Here is a 25,745-nt window from a genome sequence, read left to right as displayed (position 1 = left end):
GCCGGCTAGGGAGCTGCCTTTCACCTCCCAGAACTGCTTCATCAAAATGAAGGGCGACATGGTTCACGAATGTATGGAATCGGTGGAAACAGCATCGAAGTTTCGAGGTTGCAGGAATGTGTTGGCTGGGCGATCACCAAGGTGCACAGTCCGCGAAAGCGGTCATTGAGGTTGAATGCGCTGAACGTCTGGCCAAGACGGCCAGATCGAAGTCGCTTCGCATGGTTCAAATTTTGCCGAAGGCGGACCCTCGCGTTTCGTTCCACGAGGAACTCGACTGCTCGGTGCTTGTCGCCGTCTTGGCGCGGGAACCTGAACCTGCGCGGCAGTAACACGGCGACCTTTAGCCCTCATGAGCAAGCGCAACATCGACTTCCTCGAAAAATAGATGGCTGAGCATCTGCCGGACGCCTTCACGGATGATCCGGCAGCCATCAGTGATTTGGCAAACCAGGCAATGAAGGCTGCCGACAAGGAAGCCATCAGCGCCGACGAGATTGGGCAAGAAGTCGGCAGTGTGTTCAAAGTCCTTCTCGATGCGATGCAAAACCGCGCCAGCGGCAGATGGGCTCTGCGGAGCCAGGGGTCGGTAGGAACCGTTCAACTGGATGAATTCGGCTCTCTTGCCGCTGTCATTGATCATTCAATTCGTTGAAACCGCATGCTTTGCAGCGGTACGCATGGTTCGGCTCCTCTTCAGGACGGAGCATCCTGACTGTGCCGCGTTCCACCCAACAGATTGGGCACGAGAAATTGCCTCCATAGCGCGGCCGGTACACTTTCAGGCGCCCGTCCGCGAGATCCGCGGCCTTCAGGCGCTCGGACATCTCAGCCAGGCTTTTGTAGGCTTCGGCGATCTGGGTTCGCAGGGCTTCCCGGTCATTTGCTTGCGCGAGCGCTTGTTCCTTCGCGCGAAGAGTGAGTTTTTTGGCAAACCGCTCCATTGGTCGTTGCCTGATCTACCTCGCCTCGGAGTGGAAATAGGGGTTGCTCGAAGCAGGGCGATAGGCCGTAAGGACTAGTTGATCCTATGTGAGTTTCCGCTAATTTGATGTACGACGAGAATTCAAACCCCTCGTCAGCCTTTGATGAAACTTTCTCGCCCACTGGCTCATGCCGGCGGGCTTTTTGTTTGGTCGGACGCGCTTGCCCTGACAGGTGGCACATGTCTGCGGCGCCGGTAATGTGAAGCGCTCTGTTCCATCAAAGTCTAACGACTGTCACAGGGCACCGGAAAGCACGTATCGTAACGGTTGATTCAACCATTGCTGGTATTAGAGGGCGTGTGGGAGCGGCTCCGACGCACTGGGCTGGGTAGGGCGCGTTTGCCGGAGCCGCCTGCGCAGCCGGTTGGGATTTGACCGCGCCGTCCTATTTTGGGACAGCGCGGTCAACGAATCGTTAAAATTCTCGATAACTAATTAAGCGTAATCTAATTTAATCGCCGGCTGGCGGGCTTGTGCATGCGCCTTAACTTTGCCCAGCAGTTGATGCCGACCCTCGTGGAGCCCCCCGAGGGCGATGCCTGGATTCACGAAGTCAAATTCTTGGGTACCGAACCCAGTCAATGAAGGTGGCGCGCGGTTGCTTATGGGAACGCGTCCAGGCCAACCCGGGAACGCCGCCGAAGGGCATGAAGCGGCCGGCGACGGTATGGGGCCGGCCGGGCCTGATCGGTCGTGTGAAGCATCTTCGAGGCGAGGAGGACTTGCGGCACACCTCGTTACAGGACTTCCGCGAGGAGACATTGTGCCGTTTCGTTGCGGAAATAGAAACGCTTCGACCGACGATTAACTCCCTTCATCGCCGGTTTTTGTCCCGCCGCCCTTCGTTCGTTCGAAAAGGCGACGGGACACCTTTCGAGGCCTAGCTTGGCGGCTGCGCCGGCCTTGTCCCGTTCCGCTGGGTGAACGGCGCCCTCTTGCCGGTGATCGTCTCGATCGCTTTCAACAGCAGTCCTGTTGCGCATCGCCTGTGCTGCCATCAGGCGGCGGGACCAAGACCAAGGGCCGGGGACTTCAGTCTTAATTGAGTGACGGCTAATGTGTCTGTTAGCTTGGTGTTGCGGGCCGGCCCCAAGCCCACCCGCAAATGGCCCGACGCGCGCCTAGGTCCGCCGACCTTCGTGGCGCGCGTCGGGCAGCTTCCTTTGCGATGAAAAAAGCCGGCGCCGCTTGGGAGGTTGCCTGATCAGCGCCGGCAGGGCGATTTTCAGGTCCGCCGCAACTCAGCGATACCTGATTCTTGACGCAGCGTCAGGTGTTTAGGAGTACTAGCCGGCTTAGCGCTTTCCTTCCTACTGCACCGGCAGCAGGACAACAATCACCGCGCTGACCGCCATTACCAAATAACCAGCCACGCCCACCATGTCGCGCTGCCGGTAGCGCCAGACCGCGCTGCCGTGCAGGCACCATGCGACCTTCACCATTTCGAACGGCAGGGCGGGGCTTGTGGAGCGAAGCTCGTCGGGCACATTTGTGTCGAATGGACCTGACCATGAAGTGTTCGTGCGCTGTGAAGCCGTTCTCCCTGTTCGGCTCCGGCGTCATCTCGCCTGGACGGAGGTCGTCCCTGAGCGACGCTCAGATCCTTAGCTACGAAATTATCTCAGGCTGACCCGAACTGCGCCTTCTGGCCGATGATCTTCTCGATCGACTTTAACAGCGGCTCGTGGACTTCACGCGCAACTAGGTCTGTGTGTTCGGGATCGCCCCGAGCGCAGACAAATGCAAACTTCGCCCCGCAAGGGCGTGCTGAAGATTTCAGAGATGTTCCGGAAAAGGGGCCGGCGCCGTTGGGGTATGCCTGGGTGGGTGGCGCCGGCCTTAAGGCGGAAATGGGGCCCGCCGCCCGTGAAGCGTAGCGGACCCACCAATCAAGGGTATGGTGTGATCGCGTATGGCCCTGCCGGGAGGACATGCACCCCGCCTGGATGCAGGATTTCCGCGAGAGAGCTAAGCCCGCAAGGCTCTCCCTCAGGGCTGCTGCGCAAGCGGCCGAACTGCAGTACTTGCGCGATTGCTAAAATACTAAATAATGGTCAGAAGGATGTGGGGAGCCGTTGGGGAACGGCTGCAAGGGGCTTAGGTCAATGTATTTTCCGCGGTTTCTGGTGGGAATGCTGGCGACGTCGGTGGTCGTTGCTGCTTGGGTCTATCTCGACACGGGGTCCATCGGAAAGGGTGTGATCTGGGGCGTCATCGCCGCTTTTGTGGTGCAGGTGGGGTATTTCGCGCTTGTGTTTGGGCTCGTCTACGGGCGGCGGGACACTGAGCAGGATGCGAACGAAGCCGTTCCGGATGCCGCAAAACGGCCGATCAAGCGCGCAGCTTCGCCGCCACAAGGGCGTGCTTGACGATGCCAGACAATAATCCGGTGGCACCGTTCGCCGTCGTTGCCGACAAAATAGTGTTGACGTCACGGCAACTAGGCACAATCATTTCGGATGTTCAGGGTGAGGGCGTTTCAATGAAACTCGTTGTCTTTGGCGTAGCAATGGTATTGGCAGCCACCGGAGCAGCTGTTGCGAAAGAGAAGAAGAAGGTGGCCACCGCTCAGGCTTCAACCTCGTGTTCTGCAGCTCATATGAAGGCTGGCAGCAAGCCAACCTCGAAAGCGGGGTGCAAATCGACCCGCACCGTCGTTGCGCAACCGTCAAATAACGCGGCAAACTTCCTCGATCATTATAGTCCGCGCTTAGGGTATGACACCGATCCGTGGTTTTCGAACTGGCAATAATTGACGGCTGCTTCGGCTTCCGGGCCTTTCTTTATCCGGCGACCGCCAGACGCATGCCGACACCGAATGCCACGCCAATGGCCAAGCGAAGCCAATTCAATGTTGCCTGAGTCTGATGCGATCAGATCGCCAAAACGCGGACCATGGTCATTCTCTCCTTCGCGTATAGATCAGGGCCCCGCGAAAGAGATGCGTACCTAAACCGTACCTATCGCCCAAAATGGCGATTTTGCATATGCGGTAAGTGCTTGAAAAAATTTGGCTCCCCGGGCCGGATTCGAACCAGCGACCAACCGGTTAACAGCCGGTTGCTCTACCACTGAGCTACCGGGGAACAGAGGCTCTCATGTGAGTGGCGCAGCCTATAGCAAACCCGTTTCGGCTTTGCAAAGAAGCATTTCGCATTTTTTAGCGCTTTTTCATGCAATGGTTTTTGGCAATCGCCTGATGACACCACATATGAGCCGTCTGGAATGCCGTCCAGCCCCGGTCGGCGGAACCAAAAAGGCGATTGCAGCCTTTGGTGCATATGGGTTTGTTGATGGCAACCGGATCGACGTTCGAGATGACTGCAGCAGGCGAAAATCAGGAACCGGCGCGGAAAATCTCGGTGTTCGGCCGCGAGTTCACCATGCCGCGCTCACGCGGCCTCAGGATCGCCATCGGCATCGTGCTGGTATTTTTCGGTCTTCTCGGCTTCCTGCCGATTCTCGGCTTCTGGATGATTCCGCTCGGTCTTTTGGTGCTTTCCTACGAATTTGCCGCGGTGCGCCGCCAGCGGCGGCGGTTCGTCGTCTGGTGGGAACGGCGGCGCCGGCCGAGTTGAAAAACGCGGCGCGCGGTGCCGGCTCAGCGGCCGCTGCGCCTTTCCAGCCCCTCGCAGATTTCCTTGAGAACGGCGGCGGCGGAAGCCAGCCGCGCACGATCGTGCGGCGAAAGCCGGTTTGCACCCTCGATGGCGAGGCAGTCGATGGCGTAGCGCACAAGCTGTTGGCAGCGCAGCAGCGACAATCTGCGCGAAGGGCTGATTTTCCGGTCTGCCGCGGCCCTTTCCATGGGCTACCTCCACCTCCCGCAACGTAAAGGTGCGGGTTCGAGTTTCGCTTGCCAGGCAGTCATGCTTAACGAGCGGCTAATATACCGCTGCACCAATCGGTTAAACCGCTCGGGAACCACGTTGCGGAGGCTGACGCGGAAAGCGCGCCGGAATGCTGCGCGGACGCTTGACGACCTTTCGCCGCCACCATATTGAGTTCGCTCGCCGGGAGCGACGAGGCCTCGTGGCGGAGTGGTTACGCAGAGGACTGCAAATCCTTGCACCCCGGTTCGATTCCGGGCGAGGCCTCCAGTTGCTTCAGCTCCCGCGTGGCGGGGGCTTGAGTTCCGGTCGAATGCGCCGCAGTGTTGGCGCGGCAAGCGCATTTCAGCGCATTGGTTTTTGACGGATTGGTTGGGACATGAGCGCTGATTTCTCCGAACTTCGCGTCAAGATGGTCGACGGCCAGGTCCGCACCACCGACGTGACCGACGCGGCATTGCTCGACGCCATGCTTGCGGTTCCGCGCGAGGCCTTTGTCGGCGCAGCGCAACAGGCTCTTGCCTACATTGACGAGGACATCCGCATCTCCGACGGTGGCGATGGCGGCGGTGCGCGCTACCTCATGGAGCCGTCGCCGCTGGCCAAGCTTTTGCAGCTGGCCGAGATCAATGCGAGCGATTCGGTGCTCGATGTCGGTTGCGGCACCGGCTACTCCTCGGCACTGCTGTCCAGGCTGGCAAAATCCGTCATTGCGCTGGAAAGCGATGCCGGACTGGCAGAAACGGCCAAGGCCGCACTCTCGGCGCAAGGCTGCGACAATGTCGCCGTGGTCATCGGGCCGCTGCCGCAAGGCCATGCCGCCAAGGCGCCCTACAAGGTGATTCTGATCGGCGGCAGCGTCGAGGAAGTGCCGGCGGCGCTGCTCGGCCAACTCGCCGAGGGCGGCCGTCTGGTCGCCGTCGAAGGGCAGGGCAATGCGGGTGTGGCCCGTTTGTTTTTCAAAGCAGGGGGGGTTGTAACCGGAAGACGGGCATTTAATGCGGCAATTAAGCCACTACCGGGATTTGAACGTATTCACGCGTTCGAATTCTAAGTGATTTTGCCTTGCAGCAAAGACGCTGTCATGTTGGCTTGCGATTGGACAATCGTTGCTGATTTGGTTAACCGGTGTTTTCGGGAGGCCGTCAGCGGGGGAACGATAAATCGACGCGGCGCTGGCTGATCCCTCGGGATGGGCTGGCGTGGCGTGGTTCCCGTGCAAAACGAATGAGGGATTTAAAGTGCCGTCCTTAGCCAAGAGCTTGTTTGCTACCGTCCTTATTTCCGCGACAGCGCTTTCGCCGATAGCCGCCTCGGCGGAAACCATTCTCGGCGCGCTTTCCAAGGCCTACCAGAACAATTCGTCGCTGAATTCGGCCCGTGCGGGCGTGCGCGTCACCGATGAAGGCGTGCCGATCGCCAAGTCGGGGTACAGGCCGGTCATTACCGGGAGTGCGGACGCCGGTTACGCCAGCCGGCATCTCAACGGTTCAAACGCCGGCACTCGTCTGACAACCGGCAGCTTCGGCGTCGTCATCAATCAGATGCTGTTTGACGGGTTTCAAACCAAGAACAACGTCGCGGCAGCCGAGGCGCAGGTCAAGGCGTCGGTCGAAAGCCTGCGCAACACCGAAGAGAATACGTTGTTCAACGCGGCAAGCGCCTACATGGATGTCATCCATGACCGACAGGTGGCCGTGCTGACCGAACAGAATTTGCAGTTCCTGACCGAGCAGGCACGCGCGGCGCGCTCGCGCTTCGAGGTCGGCGAAGGCACGCGGACCGACGTGGCGCAGGCCGACGCCTCGCGCTCGTCCGCGGTGGCGCAGTTGAGCGCGGCCCGCGCACAGGCGCTGGCCAGTGCCGCAACCTACCGCCAGATCGTCGGCGACGATCCAGGCAAGCTCAAGGCGGCGTCGCCGTTGGCAAAGCTTTTGCCGAGGAGTCTCGATGCGGCGATCGACATCGCAGCGACCGAACATCCGGCCATTCTTTCTACCGAGCATCTGGTCGACGCGGCCGCATTTCAAGTGAAGTCGCACGAAGGCGCGCTGCTGCCGCAGCTTTCCGCTTCCGCCGGCGTTTCGGAAGACTATTCCAAAAACTCGCCGGAAACCTTGACGTCGCAGAATGGCACCACCCGTTCCGCCAACATCGGTGCGACACTGACCATTCCAATCTATTCGGGTGGCCGCACCTCGGCCCTGGTCCGCCAGTCGAAGGAATCGCTCAGCCAGGCCCGCATCGAAGTCGATGTCAGCCGCGACCAGGTGCGGCAGGCGGTGACGTCGGCATGGACGCAATACACCTCTGCGCAGGAAAGCGTTGACGCCAACCGGCAGGTCATCGCCGCCGCGCAATTGGCGCTCAACGGCGTCATCGAAGAGCGCAATGTCGGCCAGCGCACCACGCTCGACGTGTTGAACGCGCAGAACGCCGTCATCTCGGCCAAGATCGACCTCGCCAGCTCCGAGCGCGATGTGGTGGTGGCGAGCTATGCCATCCTCTCGGCCATGGGGCGGCTGTCGGTCGAGCGTCTCGGGTTGCAGGTGACCAAGTACAAGCCTGAAGAGCACTACAGAGCCGTCAAGGACAAGTGGATCGGCCTGCGCACGCCGGACGGCCGCTGATCGTCTCCAGGCGGTTCAAATCCCGCAGGACTGAAGCATTATTGGAGCGCCGCGCATCCCAGAGATGCGCGGCGCTATCCTTTTGTACCGACAGGATCTTTCCCGAAAGAAGGTTTTCGGTCCGGGCCATGTCTAAATTGTTGAAATCCCGCGTCTCCCGAGATTGGGGATTCTCCGATGGCGCTCCGTCGGCTACGCTGTCGCCATGATTCGTGCCCGGCTTTGACGGACAGGGAATCTTGGAACGGGTCACAAGGGCGGCGGATGTGACGATGGCGACGGCAAGCAGCGCACAGCGCGAACCTTCCATGGAAGAAATACTGGCTTCCATCAGAAGGATCATCGAAGACAGCGACACCGGCCGCAAACAGCCGGGTGACGCTGATGAGTTGCGCCAGGACCTTGTGCCGGCCGGCGGGCCGGCCTCGGATGTCGAGGCCTTCCGGAGCGAGCTGCACAGCGCGGCCGAAAGCAAGAAGCCGGCGACGCTGGCCGAGGTGCAGGCGCAACTGGCCGAGCCCGTCGTGGCGCGGCTGGAGCCGCGTTCCGAGCCGGCTCCGGTGAAGCCCGCGACGCCGGCAAATCCTGCTCCCACGGCCGTCGCGCCTCCCACGCATGCACCGATGACCCTGGCGGAAGTGAGCGCCAGGATAGCCAGCGAGCCTGCCCCGGCGGCCAGGCCAGAAGCGCCGGCCCGGGCAAAGGCGGAAACCACCGATTCGATCGCCACCGATTGGCGGCGCGAAATTGGCGCCGTGGGCAGCCAGGCAAAGCCAGCCGATGTGGCCAAGCCGCTGGAAGTCAGGCAGCAAGAGATCGAGCCGCAAGAGACCGGGAAGCGGCAGGCTGCTGCTGCGGAGATCGAGGCTTTCGAGGACGATTTCGCGGCCGAGCCTGCTTACGAGCCTGGCCCTTCGCGCAGCGAGCAGGCGCGCCAAGCCGATGCAACGCATGTTCGCCCGGCGATCGTTTCGGAACAGACCGGACGGCAGGTCGCAGCCGCCTTCGGCGAGCTCTCCGACGCCTTTGCCAGCCGCAGCAAGAAGACTTTCGACGAGATGGCCGAGGAAATGCTGCGGCCGATGCTGCAGGACTGGCTGGACAACAATCTGCCGACGCTGGTCGAGCGGCTGGTGCGCGAGGAAATAGAGCGCGTCGCGCGCGGCGCGCAGTAAACTCCCCCAACGCTCACTCTCGAAACGCCGCCCATGAGGCGGCGTTTTTTGTCGATGAGTTCAGCCCGCGCTCGTCGCGAAGCAGATGAGGTTGCCATCGGGATCCTTGATGATGAACGTGCGGGCGCCCCAGGGTTCGGTCCGCAATGCCTGGTGGAACGGGGCGTTGGCTGCCTGATACTCCAGAAACAGAGCCTTGATGTTGTCGACGACGATCGTCGCTGCCAGCAGGTCATCGGTCGAATTGGCGGCGAGTGGAGGCTTGTCGACATGGCGCAGGTTGAGCCGTGCGCCATCGCGGATGATTTGGGTGTAGAAGGGCGGCTCGCCATAGGTGAAGCGCGTCTCGAAGCCGAGCTTTTGCCGGTAGAAATTACAGGCCGCTGCGATGTCGCAGACAAAGAGCTGTGGCTCGGCAAAGGCAAGATGCGGTTTTGCGGCGTCTGCTGCTGCATGATCGGTCACGGTTTGAAGGCCTTCCTTCAGCGCCTGCCAGCTCTCGAAACCTGACTTCCTGGCGACGAGTTCCTGGGCATCGGCAAGCTTGAAGCCGTGATCGAGGATTTGGCTGTCGCTGAGATGGTGAAAACGCGGCAAGAGCCATCCAATCACAGCGGCGACGGGATAATGCCGTTCGCGGTGCCATTTGAGATAGAGCTTGGCCTGTTTCTTGTGGTGTTCGAGGGTCGGCATGGGCGCATTGCTGGGTTGAGGTGGTGTAGGCGGGCAATGCCCCTCCGGCTGGAAGCCGATGCGCCCTACAGCAGCGTTGGCAACCTAAGATGGCTGGGATCAGCGGTCAAGGCGCGAGTGAAAAGGCTGTCTCCGGCGAATTGGGGGCTGCCATCGTGGATGAGTAGATCGCGAACAGCTCCCGCTTGATCCGATCCTCGCCGCGCCTATTTGCTTCTCATGATCCGAGGCGGCCCTTGCGGTTGACTTGGCCAAGACCTTCCGATTTACACCGAACCAGCAAATCCCGACAGCGCGGACCATTTTCCCATGCTTGAAAAGACCTACGACGCCAAGACCGTCGAGCCGAAGATCGCCAAAATGTGGGAAGAGGCGGACGCATTTCGCGCCGGCGCCGGCGCCGAGGAGGGGGCGGAGGCCTTCACCATCGTCATCCCGCCGCCCAACGTCACCGGCTCGCTGCATATGGGCCATGCGCTCAACAACACGCTGCAGGACATTCTGGTGCGCTTCGAGCGCATGCGCGGCAAGAACGTGCTGTGGCAGCCGGGCATGGACCATGCCGGCATCGCCACGCAGATGGTGGTCGAGCGCCAACTGATGGAGAAACAGATCCATCGCCGCGATCTAACCCGCGAGCAGTTCATAGAGAAGGTCTGGGAGTGGAAGGCCGAGTCCGGCGGCGCCATCTTCAACCAGCTGAAGCGGCTCGGCGCCTCGGCCGACTGGTCGCGCGAACGCTTCACCATGGATGATGGCCTGTCCAAGGCCGTGCTCGAAGTCTTCGTCAGCCTCTACAAGCAAGGGCTGATCTACAAGGACAAGCGCCTTGTGAACTGGGACCCGAAGCTGTTGACGGCGATTTCCGATCTCGAGGTCGAGACGCAGGAGGTCAACGGCAATCTCTGGCACTTCCGCTATCCGATCGAGGGCGAGGCGTTCGATCCGGAAAATCCGAAAACCTTTATCACCGTGGCGACGACGCGTCCGGAGACGATGCTCGGCGATACCGCGGTCGCCGTGCACCCGGGAGACGAGCGCTACCGGCATCTGGTTGGCAAGAATGTCGTGCTGCCGATCGTCGGCCGAAAGATCCCTGTTGTGGCGGACGAGTATTCCGATCCGGAGAAAGGCTCTGGTGCGGTCAAGATCACGCCGGCGCACGACTTCAACGATTTCGAGGTCGGCAAGCGCCACAAGCTGCCGGCGATCAACATCCTGACCATGGAGGCCGCCATAAAACTCAGGGATAACGAGGACTTCCTCGCCGGCCTTGAGATCACGCCGGAACGCCAGGCCGTCTGGGACGAACTCGACGGTCTCGACCGTTTCGTGGCGCGCAAGAAGATCGTCGAGCTGATGGAGGCCGGCGGCTTCCTCGAAAAAGTCGAGCCGCACCGCCACGCGGTGCCGCATGGCGACCGTGGCGGCGTGCCGATCGAGCCGTTCCTGACCGAGCAGTGGTATGCCAATGCCGCCGAACTCGCCAAACCGGCGATCGCATCGGTGCGCGAAGGCCGCACCAACTTCGTGCCGAAGAACTGGGAAAAGACCTATTTCGACTGGATGGAGAACATCCAGCCCTGGTGCATCTCGCGCCAGCTGTGGTGGGGCCATCAGATCCCGGCCTGGTACGGGCCGGACGGGCGCGTCTTTGTCGAGAAGACCGAGGAAGAGGCGCTGGGCGCGGCAATCGAATATTACCTGGCGCTGGAGGGGCCATGGAAAGCCTGGGTCGAGGAAAAGCTCGAAACCTTCAAGCCGGGCGAGATCCTGACCCGTGACGAGGATGTGCTCGACACCTGGTTCTCCTCGGCACTGTGGCCGTTCTCGACGCTCGGCTGGCCCGATCACACGCCGGAGCTGAAGACCTATTACCAGACCGACGTGCTGGTGACCGGCTTCGACATCATCTTCTTTTGGGTCGCCCGGATGATGATGATGGGCCTGCACTTCATGCACGAGGAGCCGTTCCACACCGTCTATGTGCATGCGCTGGTTCGCGACAAGAACGGGCAGAAGATGTCGAAGTCGAAGGGCAACGTCATCGATCCGCTCGACCTCATCGACGAGTTTGGCGCCGACGCGCTGCGCTTCACGCTGACGGTGATGGCGGCGCAAGGGCGAGACGTGAAGCTCGACCCGGCCCGCATCGCCGGCTACCGCAATTTCGGTACCAAGCTGTGGAACGCGACGCGCTTTGCCGAGATGAACGAGGTCGCGCGCAATGACGATTTCTGGCTGAACGACGCCAAGCTGCCGGTCAACCGCTGGATCCTGACCGAACTGACCAGGGCGTCGCACGCGATCACCGAGGGCATCACCTCATACCGCTTCAACGAAGCGGCGGGCGCTGCCTACCGCTTCGTCTGGAACCTGTTCTGCGACTGGTATCTGGAACTCCTGAAGCCGGTGTTCATGGGCACCGACGAGGCGGCCAAGGCGGAAAGCCGCGCCTGCGTCGCCTTTGTGCTCGACGAGATCTACAAGCTGCTGCATCCGATGATGCCGTTCATGACCGAGGAATTGTGGGCGCAGACGGCAGGCGAGGGCAGGACGCGCGGAACGCTGCTTTGCCACGCCGCCTGGCCGTCACCGGACTTCGAGGACGCCGACGCGGCGGCCGACATCAACTGGCTGGTCGATCTGGTCTCCGGTATCCGGTCGGTGCGCTCGGAGATGAACGTGCCGCCGGCGGCGATCGCGCCGCTGGTGGTGGTCGGCGCCAGCGCCGAGACCCAGCAGAGGCTGGAACGCCATGCTTCCGCCATCAAGCGGCTGGCCCGGGTCGGCGAGATATCGCAGCAGGACGCCGCACCCAAGGGCTCGGCCCAGATCGTGCTCAACGAGGCGACGATCTGCCTGCCGCTCGGCAGCCTGATCGATCTCTCCGCCGAGGCGGCGCGGCTGCAGAAGGAACTGGCCAAGGTGACCGAGGAAATCGCGCGGTTGCACAAGAAGCTGTCCAACGAACGATTCGTCGCCAGTGCGCCGGAAGAGATCGTCGCAGCCGAGCGCGAAAAACTCGACGAATACCGCGATCAGCAGGAGAAGCTTTCGGTGGCTCTGACCAGGGTGCGCGACGCCGGCTGAGTTGCCGGATTCGCAACCCTCGGCGCGTGCTTCGCGGCGGCGCCTTTGCCCGAAAAACAGGCATTCCGTAGCGTTAATATTGACGTAAACGGAAAGTTTTGGCCCTATTGTTGCCATAATGTAACAATCGGGCCAAATAGCCCCGAAAGGGCTTGTTTTTGAGCTTTTTGTGACAGGTTTCACAGAATTTTTCGCCGACTTGCCCCTGGGAAGCCGTTTTTCGTCCTGGCTTTGGGACCAGCCGCTGTGCCGGAAAGGCAGTCGGCTCAGGTGTACATGTACGCTATGTGAATTCATTGTTGCGCCGTTAACCCGAATTGGTTCTAGCTTGACGCACTAGTATTTCGGGGAGGACATCCATGAACAATTTGCGATTAAAAACACTGCTGGGGGCGGGGTGTTTTTCGCTGGGCCTGATCGGTTCCGTTCATGCCGGCGGCCTGGAGCGCGGCGGCTATGATATCGATCTGCTGTTCGATCCGGCGCCGGTCACGGCCGAGTTTACCGGCACCTATGTGATGCCGCAGCGCGACCTGAAGAATGTGGTGGACACGAATCCGGCTGACGGCCCGCTCAACCTGCTTGGCTTCTCCAACAGTGCCCGCGACACGGAAAGCTATTGGGTTCCGAGTGTCGGCATCAAGGCCGGTCTCGGGCCGGTTGATTGTCTTATCGACTATGGCCAGCCGATCGGCGCGTACAGCAATCCTGGCGCCAATTGGGCCGGTGCGAACGGCAATATCGTGACCAAGGTCAAGAGCGAAGCCGTGGGCGGGACCTGCTCGTACAAAATGGACCTTGGCAAAGGACAAATTCGTTTCATCGGCGGTGTGTTCCACGAAGACGTTTCCGGCTACAAGGAACAGCTGGTCGCTCCCCTTCCGGCGTTTCTTGGTACGGGCATAGGGCGCCTCGATCTCAAGGGCGACGGTTATGGATGGCGCGCAGGCGTTGCCTATGAGATTCCTGATATCGCTTTGCGAGCCAGCCTTGTTTACAATTCGGCCGTCAAGCTCGACAACCTTTCGGGCACGCTTGATCTGACCCAGGTTCCTGGATTCCTCGATCCCACCAATCCAATTTTGGGTCGCATAACCGACGTAAGCGGTTCTTCGGAGGTGCCTGAGGCTTTGGAACTCAAGCTCCAGTCAGGTATTGCTCCGGGTTGGCTCGCGTTTGGATCCATAAAGTGGGTCAATTGGAGCGTGTTGCAGAGTATACCATTCTGCCCGACCGGCGCCCCGGGTGCTTGCACCACGACCGGCCCCACCCGCGCTACATCGCTTGATCTGCTCTACCGGGATGGCTGGACGGTCTCAGGTGGTATTGGTCACAAGTTTAACGATCAGTGGAGCGGTGCTGCCGCTCTTACCTGGGATCGCGGAACCTCCACCGGTCTGAGCGCCCAGACGGACACCTGGACGGTCAGCGGCGGCGTCGCCTACACGCCGACCCAGAACATCGAGGTTCGCCTTGGCGGCGCGCTGGGCGTGCTTACCAGCGGGTCGATCCATCCCGTCGTGGGCGGCGATGGCGTCACGTATGGTACAGATTACACCGCAGACTTCGGCAACGATCTTGTGTCGGCCGTTTCGACATCGTTGAAGGTGAAGTGGTAAGCCTTTAAAATTGAAGAGAAAAAGGCCGGGCGTTGCCCGGCCTTTTTCTTTTGCAGGAGGGCGCCGGGTCGTCCCGGCACGCGCCAGCGTTGCAATCCGTCGCACAACTTTGGCCTCTCGTAGTTGTGACGTTTTGGCAACAGTTTCTGAACAACCCCCGCGCTACAGTCCCGCCCGACCAAATTGCCCATTTCCCGCCATAAACCCGGCGCACCTCGAAGTCGTCTCGGGACACGCGCCAAAAGGCTCGGCGATGAGGCAGGCCGCACCGCCCGCGGCAAGGAAGAGTATGGACGCCAAAGTCATTTCCAAGGCCAAGCTGCCTAGCCGCCATGTGACCGTCGGTCCGGCGCGTGCGCCGCACCGTTCCTATCTCTATGCCATGGGCCTGTCCGCGGCCGAGATCGCGCAGCCGCTGGTCGGCGTCGCCTCCTGCTGGAACGAAGCCGCCCCTTGCAACATCTCGCTGATGCGCCAGGCGCAAGTGGTCAAGAAGGGCGTCGCGGCCGCCAACGGCACGCCGCGCGAATTCTGCACCATCACCGTCACTGACGGCATCGCCATGGGCCACCAGGGCATGAAGTCGTCGCTGGTGTCGCGCGATGTCATCGCCGACTCGGTCGAACTCACCATGCGCGGCCATTGCTACGATGCGCTGGTCGGCCTCGCCGGCTGCGACAAGTCGCTGCCCGGCATGATGATGGCCATGGTGCGGCTCAACGTGCCGTCGATCTTCATCTATGGCGGCTCGATCCTGCCAGGCTCCTATCGCGGCCGCCAGATCACCGTGCAGGATGTGTTCGAGGCTGTCGGCCAGCATTCGGTCGGAACGGTCAGCGATGCCGAACTGCTGGAGATCGAGCAGGCGGCCTGTCCGTCGGCCGGCTCCTGCGGCGCGCAGTTTACCGCCAACACCATGGCCACCGTCGCCGAGGCGATTGGCCTGGCGCTGCCCTATTCCTGCGGCGCGCCGGCGCCTTACGAGATGCGCGACCGCTTCAATTTCGCCTCCGGCGAAAAGATCATGGAGCTGGTCGCCAAAAACATCCGGCCGCGCGACATCGTCACGCTGAAGGCGCTGGAGAATGCAGCGACGGTGGTGTCGGCCACCGGCGGCTCGACCAACGCGGCGCTGCATTTGCCGGCCATCGCGCATGAGGCCGGCATCAAGTTCGACCTGTTCGATGTCGCCGCGATTTTCGAGAAGACGCCCTACATCGCCGACCTCAAGCCGGGCGGCAAATATGTCGCCAAGGACATGTTCGAGGCCGGCGGCATTCCGCTCTTGATGAAGACGCTGCTCGACCACGGCTACCTGCATGGCGACTGCCTGACCGTGACCGGCCGTACTTTGGCCGAAAACATGGAACATGTTGCCTGGAATGATAGCCAGGATGTGGTCCGTCCCGCCAACCGACCAATCACCCAAACCGGCGGTGTTGTGGGCTTGAAGGGCAACCTTGCCCCCGAAGGCGCGATTGTGAAGGTCGCGGGCATGACGGAGCTGAAATTCTCAGGCCCGGCACGCTGTTTCGATTCGGAAGAGGAATGTTTCGAGGCGGTCACGCACCGCAACTACAGGGAAGGCGAGGTGCTCGTCATCCGCTACGAAGGTCCGCGCGGCGGCCCGGGCATGCGCGAGATGCTGTCGACGACGGCGGCTCTCTACGGCCAGGGCATGGGCGGCAAGGTGGCCCTCATCACCGACGGCCGTTTTTCGGGCGCGACGCGCGGCTTCTGCATCGGCCATGTCGGCCCCGAAGCTGCCGTTGGCGGACCGATCGGACTGCTTAAGGACGGCGACGTGATTTCGATCGATGCTACCAAAGGCACGATCGAGGTCGACCTGTCCGAGGCCGAACTGGCAACGAGGGCGAAGGCCTGGAAGGCGCGCACGACCGACTATCAGTCGGGCGCGATTTGGAAATATGCACAGACGGTAGGGCCTGCCCGCGACGGCGCGGTCACCCATCCCGGCGGTGCCAAAGAAACACATTGCTATGCGGATATCTGAGTTGTTGAGGTCGTCTGTCCTTCCGGCACTGGTCGCTGTTGCGATCTTTGGCGCCGCGGGCCAGGCCATGGCCTTCGACGACAAGGTGTTCGACGACAAGACCGGCGTGAAGCCGCAATCGAGCCCGTGGGCCGTGTTCCAGTTCGGCTTCTCCGCCTACAAGAGCGGCCACAAGGAACAGGCGGTCGAGGCCTATAAATACGCCGCCGAGAACGGCCAGATCGGCGCGACCTGGAAGCTCGCACGTATGTATGCCGAAGGCGACGGCGTGACGCGCGACGACTACGCGGCGTTCAAGTTCTTCTCCGAGATCGTCGATCAGGACGTTGAGCCGGGTTCGCCGGAGGAAAGCTATGTCTCCGACGCGCTGGTGGCGCTGGGCGACTATCTCAGGACGGGCATTCCCGGCAGCCCGGTCGAGGAAAACGAGGTCGCGGCGCAGGAATATTACATGCGCGCGGCCGCCAATTACCGCAACCCGAACGCCCAGTTCGAGATGGGTCAGATGTTCCTGAAGGGCGAGGGCGGCGTGAAGGCCAGCGTCAAGCAGGCCGGCCGCTGGTTCCAGCTCGCCGCCGAAAAGGGCCATGCCGGCGCCCAGGCGACGCTCGGCAACCTTCTGTTCCAGAGCGGCAAGATCGTGCGCGGGCTGGCGATGATGACGGCCGCGCTCGAACGCGCCTCGCCGGCCGATCAGCCATGGATCCGCGGCATGCAGGAAGAAGCGTTTGCCGCCGCCGGCGAAGCCGACCGCCGCACCGCCATTTCGCTGGCCGATGACATTCTCACCAAGGGCGGCGGCGACCAGTAAGGTTGCTGATCTCCCCCCTCGTGGGGGAGATGCCCGGCAGGGCAGAGGGGGGGCGCTGTCCCTCCGGCCTATCGGGCTGTCGGGCCTACCAAGGCACCAATTTCAGCCAGATAAATTCTCGGCACTTCATAGGTTGATTGAGAGTTCGCGATCCCTCGCGCGCCCCTCTGGCCTGCCAGCCATCTCCCCCACCAGCCATCTCCCCCACAAGGAGATCGGCTCTCACATCAGTTCGCGATCGGTTCCGTCGGCACCATGCTGGGCGCCGGCACCGAGATCGGCGTAACGTGCAGGTGCGACTTCATGGTGTTGTCGGGGCAGGTGTCGTCGATCTTCGTCCACGAGGTGTTGTTGAGCACCAGGTCGCAGCGAGCCATGTGGCTCTGGTCGGAAACCGTCAGGCAAGCGACCTGGCCCAGCTGGTAGGACTTGCCGTTGGCCAGGCACTCCTGATCGGCAAGAGCCGCTGCAGGGGCGACCATGGCAAATGCCAGGCCGATCGGACAAAGAAGGAATCGTATAGTCATGGAACCCCAGCCATGCTGATTTCCAAATCAACGGCGCGATTGTGGCGATATCAGGGTTTGGGCTGATATCAGGCCGGCAGCAAGGCAAGATCGATCGCCACCGGCACGTGGTCGGACGGTTTTTCCCAGGCGCGCACGTGTTTTTCGATCGAGGCCGAGGAAAAACGATTGGCCGCTTCGGGCGACAACAGCAGATGGTCGATGCGGATGCCGTTGTTCTTCTGCCAGGCGCCGGCCTGGTAATCCCAGAAGGTGTAGACATCGGCAGCGTCGGTGACGGCGCGCACCGCCTCGGTGAAGCCGAGATTCTTCAGCCGGCGGAAAGCCTGCCGCGTCTGCGGCTGGAACAGCGCGTCGCCCAGCCAGTTCTCGGGGAAGCGCGCATCGATCGGTTCAGGGATGACATTGTAGTCGCCGGCCAGCACCAGCGCCTCTTCCAAAAGCAGGCGCTGCTCCGCCCAGCGGTGCAGCCGCTCCATCCAGGACAGTTTGTACGGGAACTTCTTGTCGTCATCGATCGGGTTGCCGTTGGGCAAATAGAGCGAGGCGACGCGCAGCGCGCCCTTGTCGGTGGAGAACACGCCCTCAATGAAGCGCGCCTGTTCGTCCGTGTCGTCGCCGGGCAGGCCCCTGGTGACCTCGTCGAAAGGCAGCTTCGACAGCAAAGCGACGCCGTTAAAACCTTTCTGGCCATGGGTTTCGACATTGTAGCCCAGCGCCTCGATCTCGGCGCGTGGGAACTGTTCGTCGACCGTCTTGATTTCCTGCAGGCAGACGATGTCGGGTTGGCTCTCGGTCAGCCAATGGGTGAGGTTGCCGATGCGGGCGCGAACGCCGTTGATGTTCCAGGTGACGATTTTCATGGGCGGCCTCAGGGATGTTCGGGCGGGAGACGTTCGACAAGCCCGATCGTATTGCCTGCCGGGTCCTTTAGAAAGGCCATCCACTCGCTTTCCCCCGCTGGACCGAACGTGCCTTCGGTATCGCGATGGACAAGCGCGGGCGGCGCGGTGAAGGGAACGCCGGATGCTTTCGCCTCGGCATGGAAGGCTTCGAGCCCCGCTATGTCGAGATAGACGGTGCCGGCCGGCACGCCGTCGGTGAACAGCAGGCGCACAGGGCCGGCCATGATGAAGGCGATGCCGGGCGGGTCGTAGCGGGCGTGAACGCTGAGACCGAGCACGTCGCGCCAGAAGGCCAGCGTGACATCAAGATCGCGCCCGGCCGACAGCGCGACCTGACGGACCGCGCCGACCGCAGACATATCGTTAGATGGAGAAACTGGTGCCGCAGCCGCAGGAGGCGACTGCATTGGGGTTGCGGATCTGGAACGACTGACCCATCAGATCGTCGACGAAGTCGATGACCGAACCGCCCATATAGACCAGCGACAGATCGTCGATAAGCACGGTGGCGCCGTCCTTCTCGATGGCGACGTCGTCGTCATTGCGGGTGTCGACCAGGTCGAACTTGTAGGAAAAGCCGGAGCAGCCGCCGCCTTCGACAGAGACGCGCAGCGCCGTCTTGCCGGCTTCGCCAGAGACGATTTTCGCGATCCGCCTGGCGGCGGAGTCGGTCATCTCGACTTTCATGGCAGTCTTGGCATCAGCGCCCATGGGCGTCACCTTGCTTTCGGTTTCACATGATAGGTATGAAGCGGGAAGGGGCAAGTCAACTGCGGCGGCATCAGCCATGACAAATGAGCTTGGCGACATTGGGTTCGGCTATCGGCCGCGCGCGGCTTATGCCAGCGATCCCGCCAAGTCGCGCGGGCGGCTCTATGACGAGGTCGAGAGCCCGACGCGCACGCCGTTCCAGCGCGACCGCGACCGTATCATCCATTCCACCGCCTTCCGCCGGCTGAAGCACAAGACGCAGGTGTTTGTGGCGCATGAGGGTGACCACTATCGCACCAGGCTGACGCATTCGATCGAGGTGGCGCAAATCGCGCGCGCTTTGGCGCGGGCATTGCGCGGCGACGAGGATCTGGCCGAGGCGGTCGCCCTGGTGCACGATTTCGGCCACACGCCGTTCGGCCATACCGGCGAGGATGCCCTGAACGAGCGGATGTCCCAATGGGGCGGCTTCGACCACAATGCGCAGTCGCTGCGCGTGGTAACGCGGCTGGAGCGGCGCTATGCCGAATTCGACGGGCTGAACCTGACCTGGGAAACGCTGGAAGGCCTGGTCAAGCACAATGGCCCGCTGACCGACACCAAGGGTAAAGGCCTGAAGGGCCCGGTGCCGCAGGCGATCCGCGACTATTCCGAACTGCACGACCTCGAACTTGACCGCTACGCCGGCATCGAGGCGCAGTGCGCGGCGATCGCCGACGACATCGCCTACAACACTCATGACATCGATGACGGCCTGCGCTCCGGCTTCCTGACGCTTGACATGCTGGAAAAGGTCGCGCTGCCGGGATCGATCCTTGAAAGCGTGCGCGCCCGCTACCCCGGCCTCGACGATGTGCGCACCGGCCATGAGTTGATGCGCCGTCAGATCACCATGATGGTGGAGGACGTCATCGTTTCGACCACCGCAAACCTGGCGCGTATAAAACCTGAGAGCGCCGAAGCGGTGCGGGCGGCGGGCGAGACGATGGTGACGTTTTCCGCCGAAATGGCGGCGACCGAGAAGGAATTGAAGGCCTTTCTCTACAAGCATCTCTACCGGCATGACGAGGTGATGCGCGTGCGTGGCGATGCCGAGCAGATCGTGCGCGACCTGTTCGACGTCTATTTCGCCGATCCGCGCGCCATGCCGGATGGTTGGCGTGAAGGGCTCGACCGGGCGGAGGATCGCATCAAGGCGCGCAGTGTCGCCGATTTCCTGGCGGGGATGACGGACACCTACGCCTTGAAGGAACATCGCCGTCTGTTTGACCATACGCCCGATTTAAGCTAGGGCGGGCGCGATTTGCCGGCCAATGAGCCGGTTCTCCTGCACAGTCCGCCAGAGCAAGACCCATGAACATCTTCGCCGATTTCAGCGCGCGAATCACAAAAGCCGTCGAAGCGCTTGATTTGAAAGACAGTAATGGCGTTTCGCCTGACCTGTCGCGAATCGCGGTCGAGCCACCGCGCGACGCCAGCCATGGCGATCTCGCCACCAATGCGGCGATGGTGCTGGCGAAGCCGACCGGGCAGAACCCGCGCGCACTGGCCGAACGGCTGGTCGAAGTGCTGCGCACTGACGCCGATGTCGCCGCAGCCGATGTTGCCGGCCCGGGCTTCGTCAATCTCAGACTCAAGGACGCTTTCTGGCAGGCGCATCTGACCGCGCTGCTCGGCGAGGGCCGCAACTATGGCCGCTCGACCATCGGTGGCGGCCGCAAGACCAATGTCGAGTATGTCTCGGCCAACCCGACCGGGCCGATGCATGTGGGCCATTGCCGGGGTGCAGTGGTCGGCGACACGCTGGCCAATCTGATGGCCTTCGCCGGCTACGACGTCACCAAGGAATACATCATCAACGACGCCGGCTCGCAGATCGACGTGCTCGGTCGCTCTGCCTTCCTGCGCTACCGCGAAGCGCTGGGCGACGACATCGGCGAGATACCGTCCGGTCTCTACCCCGGCGATTACCTGGTGCCGGTCGGCGAGGCGCTGGTTGCCGAGTTCGGTCGCAAGCTGTTGCAGATGCCGGATGACGAGGCGCTGGCCATCGTCAAGGACCGCACCATCGACGCCATGATGGCGATGATCCGCTCGGATCTGGCGCTGCTCAACGTCCATCACGACGTGTTCTTCTCCGAGCGTACGCTGCATGCCGACAAGGCGAAGAAAATCCGCTCGGCGATCAACGATCTGACGCTGAAGGGCCATATCTACAAGGGCAAGCTGCCGCCGCCCAAGGGTGAGAAGCCGGACGACTGGGAAGATCGCGAGCAGACGCTGTTCCGCTCGACCGCGGTCGGCGACGACATGGACCGGGCGCTGGTCAAGTCGGACGGCTCGTTCACCTATTTCGCCGCCGACGTCGCCTATCTCAAGGACAAGGTCGATCGCGGCTTTGTCGACCTGATCTATGTGCTGGGCGCCGACCATGGCGGCTATGTCAAGCGGCTGGAAGCGCTGGCGCGAGCGATTGCGGGCGATGATCTGAAGCTCCAGCTGACCGTGCTGCAGTGCAATCTGGTGAAGCTGTTTCGCGACGGCGAACCGGTGCGGATGTCGAAGCGGTCGGGCGATTTCGTCACGTTGCGCGAAGTGGTGGAGGAGGTGGGCCGCGATGCGATCCGCTTCATGATGCTCTACCGCAAGAGCGATGCGCCCCTCGACTTCGACTTCGCCAAGGTGACCGAGCAGTCGAAGGACAATCCGGTGTTCTACGTGCAGTACGCCTCGGCGCGCTGCCATTCGGTGTTCCGGCAGGCGAGCGAGCAGTTGGGCGAGGCCAATTTCGACCGCAACAGCCTGGCTGCAGCCTCGGCGTCGCTGAGGGATGAGGGCGAGATCGGGCTGATCCGGAAGCTGGCTGAATATCCGCGCCTGATCGAATCCGCGGCTCTTGCGCTGGAGCCGCACAGGCTGGCATTCTACCTCTACGATCTGGCCTCCAGCTTTCATGGCCACTGGAATCGGGGCACCGAGAATCCCGACTTACGTTTTGTTAAGGTTAACGACCGACAATTGACGCATGCCAGACTAGGGCTGGTGCAGGCTGTTTCGGATGTTTTGACCTCCGGCCTGACGCTGATTGGGGCTGATGCGCCCACCGAAATGCGTTAGGTTTGACTAAAACACCTGTCACCATTTGCCCACATTGCGCTGGTAAGGGCCAACCCTACGCGACGTCCATGGCGTCCGAATGAGTGCGAGTTCGGGAACAATAATGGCAGACAGAACCCAGCTGAGAGCAGCCGACAACAACGACATCGCCGAGGATGATCCGTTCGCGGAACTGACCAGGATCATGGGTTTCGATCCGCGCCAGCCGGTCAAGCCGCATGCGCCAGTCGTCGAGAAGGCTGTGGACGAGGGTGATTTCGACATCGACCTCGAGAAGGAGTTGATGGGCGAATTCGGCGATGACACTGCTTCCGTGGAAGTAAGCCAGCCTGTTGCCGAGCTCTACCAGCCAGCTGCCGAGGTTTATGAGCCTGCCGAGGTTCGCGAGCCGACTTTCGAAACCGCCGACGCGGCGATGGACGATGCGCTCGCCGCTTCGCTGGACCATGATTTCGTCTTCGACGATGCCGCCGATCATGATTTTGGCGCTCTCCCGCAGGCTGCGACGGCTGCCGTCGAGCCCGCATTCGAAGAACCTGTATTCGATGACGATTTCGACACTGCTGTCGCCAGCTCGCTGGAAAACGTGTCGCCGCTCGAAGACGACCTGCCGATGGACGACGAACTCGCGGCCTCGCTCGAGCAGGGATTGCTGCTCGACGACGATGCGAGGGATGATGTCGAACATGGCGCTGGTGTCGCCGAGGTTGCCGCGCCTGCCGACGACGTCGCGTTCGACGATGATTTCGGCAATGCCGTCTCGCTGTCGCTGGAAGATGAGCTGACGCTGGACCGCCATGTGCCGGCGCAGGACCAGTATGCCTCTCCGGCAACCGAGGTCGCCGATGCCGGCGACCACGCTGTTGCCGACGAGGATTTCGCGGGCCATTTCGACGACGCGATGGCCGATGTCGACATGGATTTCGCTGCCCAGGATCTCGCTGGCCAGGATTTCGAGCCCCAGGCGTTCGAAGCTCAGGCTGTTGAAGCCGTGGATCCGGAAGATCGCGATCTGGAGGCCAGCGCGCCGGTTGAAATCGATGCGCCGCAGGCCGATGAGGCGCCCGCCTGGACCGTCGAGGCCAGCCCCTCCCATGAGGCCGCGCACGAGGAGGCCGCGCACGAAGCATTCGACGATTTCGATCTGAGCATCGATGACGCGGATGCCGACCACGAGCCGATTGCCGAGATGGCGGCCGCCCCGGTGCAGCCAGCTCCGGTACAGCCAATTGCGGTACAGCCAGCTCCGGCCGCCCCCGCCTATGTCGCGCCCACCGTTGTGGCGACCCCGGCCGCGCCGGCTGCTGACGAACGGACATTGGAAGATGAACTCAACGCGCTGCTTGGCGCGATGACCACGCCAAGGCCGGCCCCAGTCATTGAACCCGCCAGGACCATCGAACCCACCCGAGCCTATGAGCCTGTCGTACCGGTGCAGCGGTCCGCTGCGCCGCCGGCGGCTCCTGCAGACAATCTCGACTGGGACCTGGACGAACACGCGCCGGCGCAGGCTCCTCAAGCCGCCGCGGCCCAGAACGATGCCGATTTCGGTGATCTGCTTGCGGGTGAACTCGACGGTCATGAGCCCGAGATCGAGTTCGATGATCATGCCTTCGATGCGGCCTTGGCCAAGGGCATCGATCTCGGTGAGGACGACACAGCCGCACCGATCGCAGGCGACTGGCGTTCGACGCCGCCGGAGCCGGCACGCTCGTGGAGCCGCGTGACGCCGACGCCCGCCCAGCCTTCCTTTGCGGCGCAGCCGCAACCTACTTTTGCAGCGCAGCCGCAACCTACCTTTGCAGCAACGCCTTCCATGCCTGCGGCAGCAGCGCGGACCTATCGCGATCAGCCGGCCGCAGCGGCCGCCTATGTGGCGCCAGCGCCGACGCGCCAGGCGCCGCCTCAGGCCTATGACGAGATGCCCGATGTCGAGACGGTCGATGTGCCAGAGCGTGTCGTGGCGATCGCCGACGACCTCGATATTCCCGAACTCAACTTCCAGGAAGACGAGCCGGCGGCCTATGACGACATAGACGCAGAATTCGCCGGCCTGCTCACCGACATGAACGCGGTGGAAGCGGCGCCGGCGCCTGCTGCCACGCGCAGCGCCGCCTATGACGACGAATCCTACAGTTCAGGCTTCAGTTCGGGTCATGAGCTCGACCAGCGCGCCTATGCGGCGCGGCCGGCCGAAGTACTTGCGGCGACGCAGAATGCCTACGCCGGTGCTGCTGGCGGCTTCGACATGGACGAGCTGCCCGGCAGCCAGCCGGTTTCGCAGGCCGACGATTTCGCCGTCGACGAACTCGACTACGATCCGGATCTCGACGAGGCGATGGCGGTGCCGGGCTTGGCCGAGCAGGAAACCGCAAAGCCGCGCCGGAGCGGCCTGTTTATCGCGGCGGTCGTCGGTGCTGTGGCTGTTATCGGGGGCCTCGGTGCCTTTGCCTTGTCCTTTGGCGGCAAGGGCGGCAGCGACGCTCCCGTAATCGTCAAGGCTGACAACACCCCGATCAAGGTCAAGCCGGAAAACCCGGGCGGCGCCGTCGTGCCGAACCAGGACAACAAGGTCTATGACGCGGTGGCCAAGGGCACCAAGCCGGCCGAGCCGGTGCAGGAGAAGCTGGTCACCAATACCGAAGAGCCGGTCGATGTGAAGGCACAGGAGCCGGAAAGCCGCGTCGTCGATCTGTCGCCCGACGAGACCGACGCTGCCCCGGGCACCGACGCCGCCGGCACACCCGACGCTGCCGCCAATCCCGATGCCGCCGGCAATCCCGATGTGGCTGCAGCACCCGCGCCCAAGTCCGAGGACCGCATCGCGCAGGTTCTGCAGGAAGCCGACAAGAACCCCGATACGGTCGCCGTTGCCCCGCGCAAGGTGCGGACCATGGTGGTCAAGCCCGACGGCTCGCTGGTGGCACGCGAGGATCCGGCGCCGGCTGCGCCGCAGATTGCGGCTGCCGAGCCAACCGATCCGGCGCCGCAGCACGTCGCCCCTTCAGCCGATGCCGAGCAGACTGGTACCGTGGCGCCCGCCACCGATCAGGCAAACAGCGACCAGGCAACTGCCGAGACCGCCAAGCCGGTCAAGCCGGTGAAGCCGGTGGCCGCGCCGAAGGTTGAGACCCAGTCCGCCAACACACCGGAGACGGTTGCCGTGGCGCCGCAGCGCCCATCCGACCAGCCGGTCGACGTGGTCGGCGAGGTCAAGCCCGACCAGGTTGCCTCCATTCCGGCGACGGCTTCGACATCAGGCGGCGGTTCGTGGTCGATGCAGATCGCTTCGCAGCCGACAGTCGAAAGCGCCCAGGCCAACTATGCCGACCTGCAGCGCCGCTACGGCAACGTGCTGGCCGGCCGCACCGCCAACATCGTCAAGGCGGAGATCGCCGGCAAGGGCACCTTCTACCGTGTCCGCGTCCCGGCGCAGTCGCGCAACGATGCGATCAATCTGTGCACCAGCTACAAGGCTGCCGGCGGCAACTGCTTCGTGTCGCGCTAAGACCTGATCCAATCCATCAAAGCCGGCGCGTTCCCAAGGGGGCGCGCCGGCTTTTTCATGTGGACAGGCAAGCGGTTCGGGCGCTTGACGCCCGGGGTGATTCCCTTTGGTGGCGCGAAGCCCTAA

22 protein-coding genes and 2 tRNA genes are annotated in these 25,745 nt (G+C 62.4%); 15 read left to right on the top strand and 9 right to left on the bottom strand.

The window, feature by feature from the left end; translation table 11 throughout:
- Positions 1-388: 388 nt before the first annotated feature.
- A complete protein-coding gene (locus AC1DZ8_RS19505; RefSeq protein ID WP_477307232.1) occupies positions 389-655 on the top strand; it encodes a hypothetical protein in 267 nt (88 codons plus the stop codon).
- Here AC1DZ8_RS19505 and AC1DZ8_RS19500 read toward each other — a convergent pair.
- Both AC1DZ8_RS19500 and AC1DZ8_RS19495 read right to left on the bottom strand, forming a co-directional pair.
- Positions 633-944, bottom strand: coding sequence for a hypothetical protein (locus AC1DZ8_RS19500; protein ID WP_477307230.1), 312 nt, complete (start codon positions 942-944; stop codon positions 633-635). The genes AC1DZ8_RS19505 and AC1DZ8_RS19500 overlap by 23 nt on opposite strands.
- Before the next feature lie 1,352 nt (positions 945-2,296).
- Complete coding sequence (locus AC1DZ8_RS19495) at positions 2,297-2,473, bottom strand: hypothetical protein (protein WP_477311087.1); 177 nt, start codon at positions 2,471-2,473, stop codon at positions 2,297-2,299.
- A 618-nt stretch (positions 2,474-3,091) separates the two neighbouring features.
- Between AC1DZ8_RS19495 and AC1DZ8_RS19490 the strand changes: the two genes are divergently transcribed.
- Positions 3,092-3,355 (top strand): hypothetical protein, encoded by a 264-nt coding sequence (locus AC1DZ8_RS19490; protein WP_477311089.1) that lies wholly within the window; start codon positions 3,092-3,094, stop codon positions 3,353-3,355.
- Between the two features lie 2 nt (positions 3,356-3,357).
- Positions 3,358-3,738 carry a hypothetical protein gene (locus AC1DZ8_RS19485; RefSeq protein ID WP_477311091.1) on the top strand — a complete coding sequence of 127 codons (381 nt, stop codon included), beginning with the start codon at positions 3,358-3,360 and terminating at the stop codon, positions 3,736-3,738.
- A gap of 259 nt (positions 3,739-3,997) precedes the next feature.
- Here AC1DZ8_RS19485 and AC1DZ8_RS19480 read toward each other — a convergent pair.
- Positions 3,998-4,072: transfer RNA gene (locus AC1DZ8_RS19480), tRNA-Asn, on the bottom strand.
- Between the two features lie 231 nt (positions 4,073-4,303).
- On the opposite strand from AC1DZ8_RS19480, the gene AC1DZ8_RS19475 reads away from it, so the two are divergent.
- A complete protein-coding gene (locus AC1DZ8_RS19475) occupies positions 4,304-4,564 on the top strand; it encodes a hypothetical protein (RefSeq protein WP_477401535.1) in 261 nt (86 codons plus the stop codon).
- A 23-nt stretch (positions 4,565-4,587) separates the two neighbouring features.
- Here the strand turns inward: AC1DZ8_RS19475 and AC1DZ8_RS19470 are convergent, their stop codons facing one another.
- The gene (locus tag AC1DZ8_RS19470) at positions 4,588-4,794 is read right to left on the bottom strand and encodes a hypothetical protein (protein ID WP_477311093.1); all 207 of its coding nucleotides are present in this window, start codon (positions 4,792-4,794) and stop codon (positions 4,588-4,590) included.
- Positions 4,795-5,012: 218 nt separating this feature from the next.
- On the opposite strand from AC1DZ8_RS19470, the gene AC1DZ8_RS19465 reads away from it, so the two are divergent.
- The 4 genes from AC1DZ8_RS19465 to AC1DZ8_RS19450 all read left to right on the top strand — a co-directional run bounded on the left by AC1DZ8_RS19465 (position 5,013) and on the right by AC1DZ8_RS19450 (position 8,621).
- A tRNA-Cys gene (locus AC1DZ8_RS19465) sits at positions 5,013-5,086 on the top strand.
- Positions 5,087-5,195: 109 nt separating this feature from the next.
- Complete coding sequence (locus tag AC1DZ8_RS19460; protein WP_477311095.1) at positions 5,196-5,870, top strand: protein-L-isoaspartate O-methyltransferase family protein; 675 nt, start codon at positions 5,196-5,198, stop codon at positions 5,868-5,870.
- A gap of 187 nt (positions 5,871-6,057) precedes the next feature.
- Positions 6,058-7,446, top strand: coding sequence for a TolC family outer membrane protein (locus AC1DZ8_RS19455; protein WP_477401461.1), 1,389 nt, complete (start codon positions 6,058-6,060; stop codon positions 7,444-7,446).
- Between the two features lie 272 nt (positions 7,447-7,718).
- On the top strand, positions 7,719-8,621 hold the full coding sequence (locus AC1DZ8_RS19450; RefSeq protein ID WP_477308144.1) for a PopZ family protein: 903 nt from the start codon (positions 7,719-7,721) through the stop codon (positions 8,619-8,621).
- Positions 8,622-8,681: 60 nt separating this feature from the next.
- Here AC1DZ8_RS19450 and AC1DZ8_RS19445 read toward each other — a convergent pair whose 3' ends face one another.
- Positions 8,682-9,314, bottom strand: a complete 633-nt coding sequence (locus tag AC1DZ8_RS19445; protein WP_477308056.1) for a bleomycin resistance protein — start codon at positions 9,312-9,314, stop codon at positions 8,682-8,684.
- 309 nt (positions 9,315-9,623) lie between these two features.
- Here AC1DZ8_RS19445 and AC1DZ8_RS19440 point away from each other — a divergent pair, with 309 nt between their 5' ends.
- The 4 genes from AC1DZ8_RS19440 (at position 9,624) to AC1DZ8_RS19425 (ending at position 16,851) form a co-directional block, all read left to right on the top strand.
- Positions 9,624-12,407, top strand: coding sequence for a valine--tRNA ligase (locus AC1DZ8_RS19440; protein ID WP_477401459.1), 2,784 nt, complete (start codon positions 9,624-9,626; stop codon positions 12,405-12,407).
- A 359-nt stretch (positions 12,408-12,766) separates the two neighbouring features.
- The gene (locus AC1DZ8_RS19435; RefSeq protein WP_477308060.1) at positions 12,767-14,026 is read left to right on the top strand and encodes an OmpP1/FadL family transporter; all 1,260 of its coding nucleotides are present in this window, start codon (positions 12,767-12,769) and stop codon (positions 14,024-14,026) included.
- Positions 14,027-14,315: 289 nt separating this feature from the next.
- Positions 14,316-16,040 (top strand): dihydroxy-acid dehydratase, encoded by a 1,725-nt coding sequence (gene ilvD, locus AC1DZ8_RS19430; RefSeq protein WP_477308062.1) that lies wholly within the window; start codon positions 14,316-14,318, stop codon positions 16,038-16,040.
- A complete protein-coding gene (locus tag AC1DZ8_RS19425; protein WP_477308064.1) occupies positions 16,027-16,851 on the top strand; it encodes a tetratricopeptide repeat protein in 825 nt (274 codons plus the stop codon). Before ilvD ends, AC1DZ8_RS19425 begins: the two co-directional genes overlap by 14 nt.
- 227 nt (positions 16,852-17,078) lie before the next feature.
- Here the strand turns inward: AC1DZ8_RS19425 and AC1DZ8_RS19420 are convergent, their stop codons facing one another.
- From AC1DZ8_RS19420 to erpA, 4 genes are all read right to left on the bottom strand, one after another.
- Positions 17,079-17,378: a hypothetical protein gene (locus AC1DZ8_RS19420; RefSeq protein WP_477308066.1), complete on the bottom strand. Its 300-nt coding sequence runs from the start codon at positions 17,376-17,378 to the stop codon at positions 17,079-17,081.
- Positions 17,379-17,446: 68 nt separating this feature from the next.
- Positions 17,447-18,241 carry an exodeoxyribonuclease III gene (gene xth, locus AC1DZ8_RS19415; protein WP_477308068.1) on the bottom strand — a complete coding sequence of 265 codons (795 nt, stop codon included), beginning with the start codon at positions 18,239-18,241 and terminating at the stop codon, positions 17,447-17,449.
- A gap of 8 nt (positions 18,242-18,249) precedes the next feature.
- Positions 18,250-18,642 carry a VOC family protein gene (locus AC1DZ8_RS19410; protein ID WP_477308070.1) on the bottom strand — a complete coding sequence of 131 codons (393 nt, stop codon included), beginning with the start codon at positions 18,640-18,642 and terminating at the stop codon, positions 18,250-18,252.
- A gap of 4 nt (positions 18,643-18,646) precedes the next feature.
- Entirely contained in the window at positions 18,647-18,994 is a 348-nt protein-coding gene (gene erpA, locus AC1DZ8_RS19405) for an iron-sulfur cluster insertion protein ErpA (protein WP_142865088.1), read from the bottom strand.
- A gap of 76 nt (positions 18,995-19,070) precedes the next feature.
- Here erpA and AC1DZ8_RS19400 point away from each other — a divergent pair, with 76 nt between their 5' ends.
- From AC1DZ8_RS19400 to AC1DZ8_RS19390, 3 genes are all read left to right on the top strand, one after another.
- Positions 19,071-20,285, top strand: coding sequence for a deoxyguanosinetriphosphate triphosphohydrolase (locus AC1DZ8_RS19400; RefSeq protein ID WP_477308072.1), 1,215 nt, complete (start codon positions 19,071-19,073; stop codon positions 20,283-20,285).
- A gap of 62 nt (positions 20,286-20,347) precedes the next feature.
- Complete coding sequence (gene argS, locus AC1DZ8_RS19395) at positions 20,348-22,111, top strand: arginine--tRNA ligase (protein ID WP_477401455.1); 1,764 nt, start codon at positions 20,348-20,350, stop codon at positions 22,109-22,111.
- 103 nt (positions 22,112-22,214) lie between these two features.
- On the top strand, positions 22,215-25,619 hold the full coding sequence (locus AC1DZ8_RS19390) for an SPOR domain-containing protein (protein ID WP_477308076.1): 3,405 nt from the start codon (positions 22,215-22,217) through the stop codon (positions 25,617-25,619).
- Positions 25,620-25,745 lie beyond the last annotated feature (126 nt).

The organism is Mesorhizobium sp. P2_F7 (assembly GCF_056403695.1).
The sequence above is the reverse complement of the archived record's forward strand: the minus strand, read 5'-3'. Positions and strand labels throughout refer to the sequence as shown.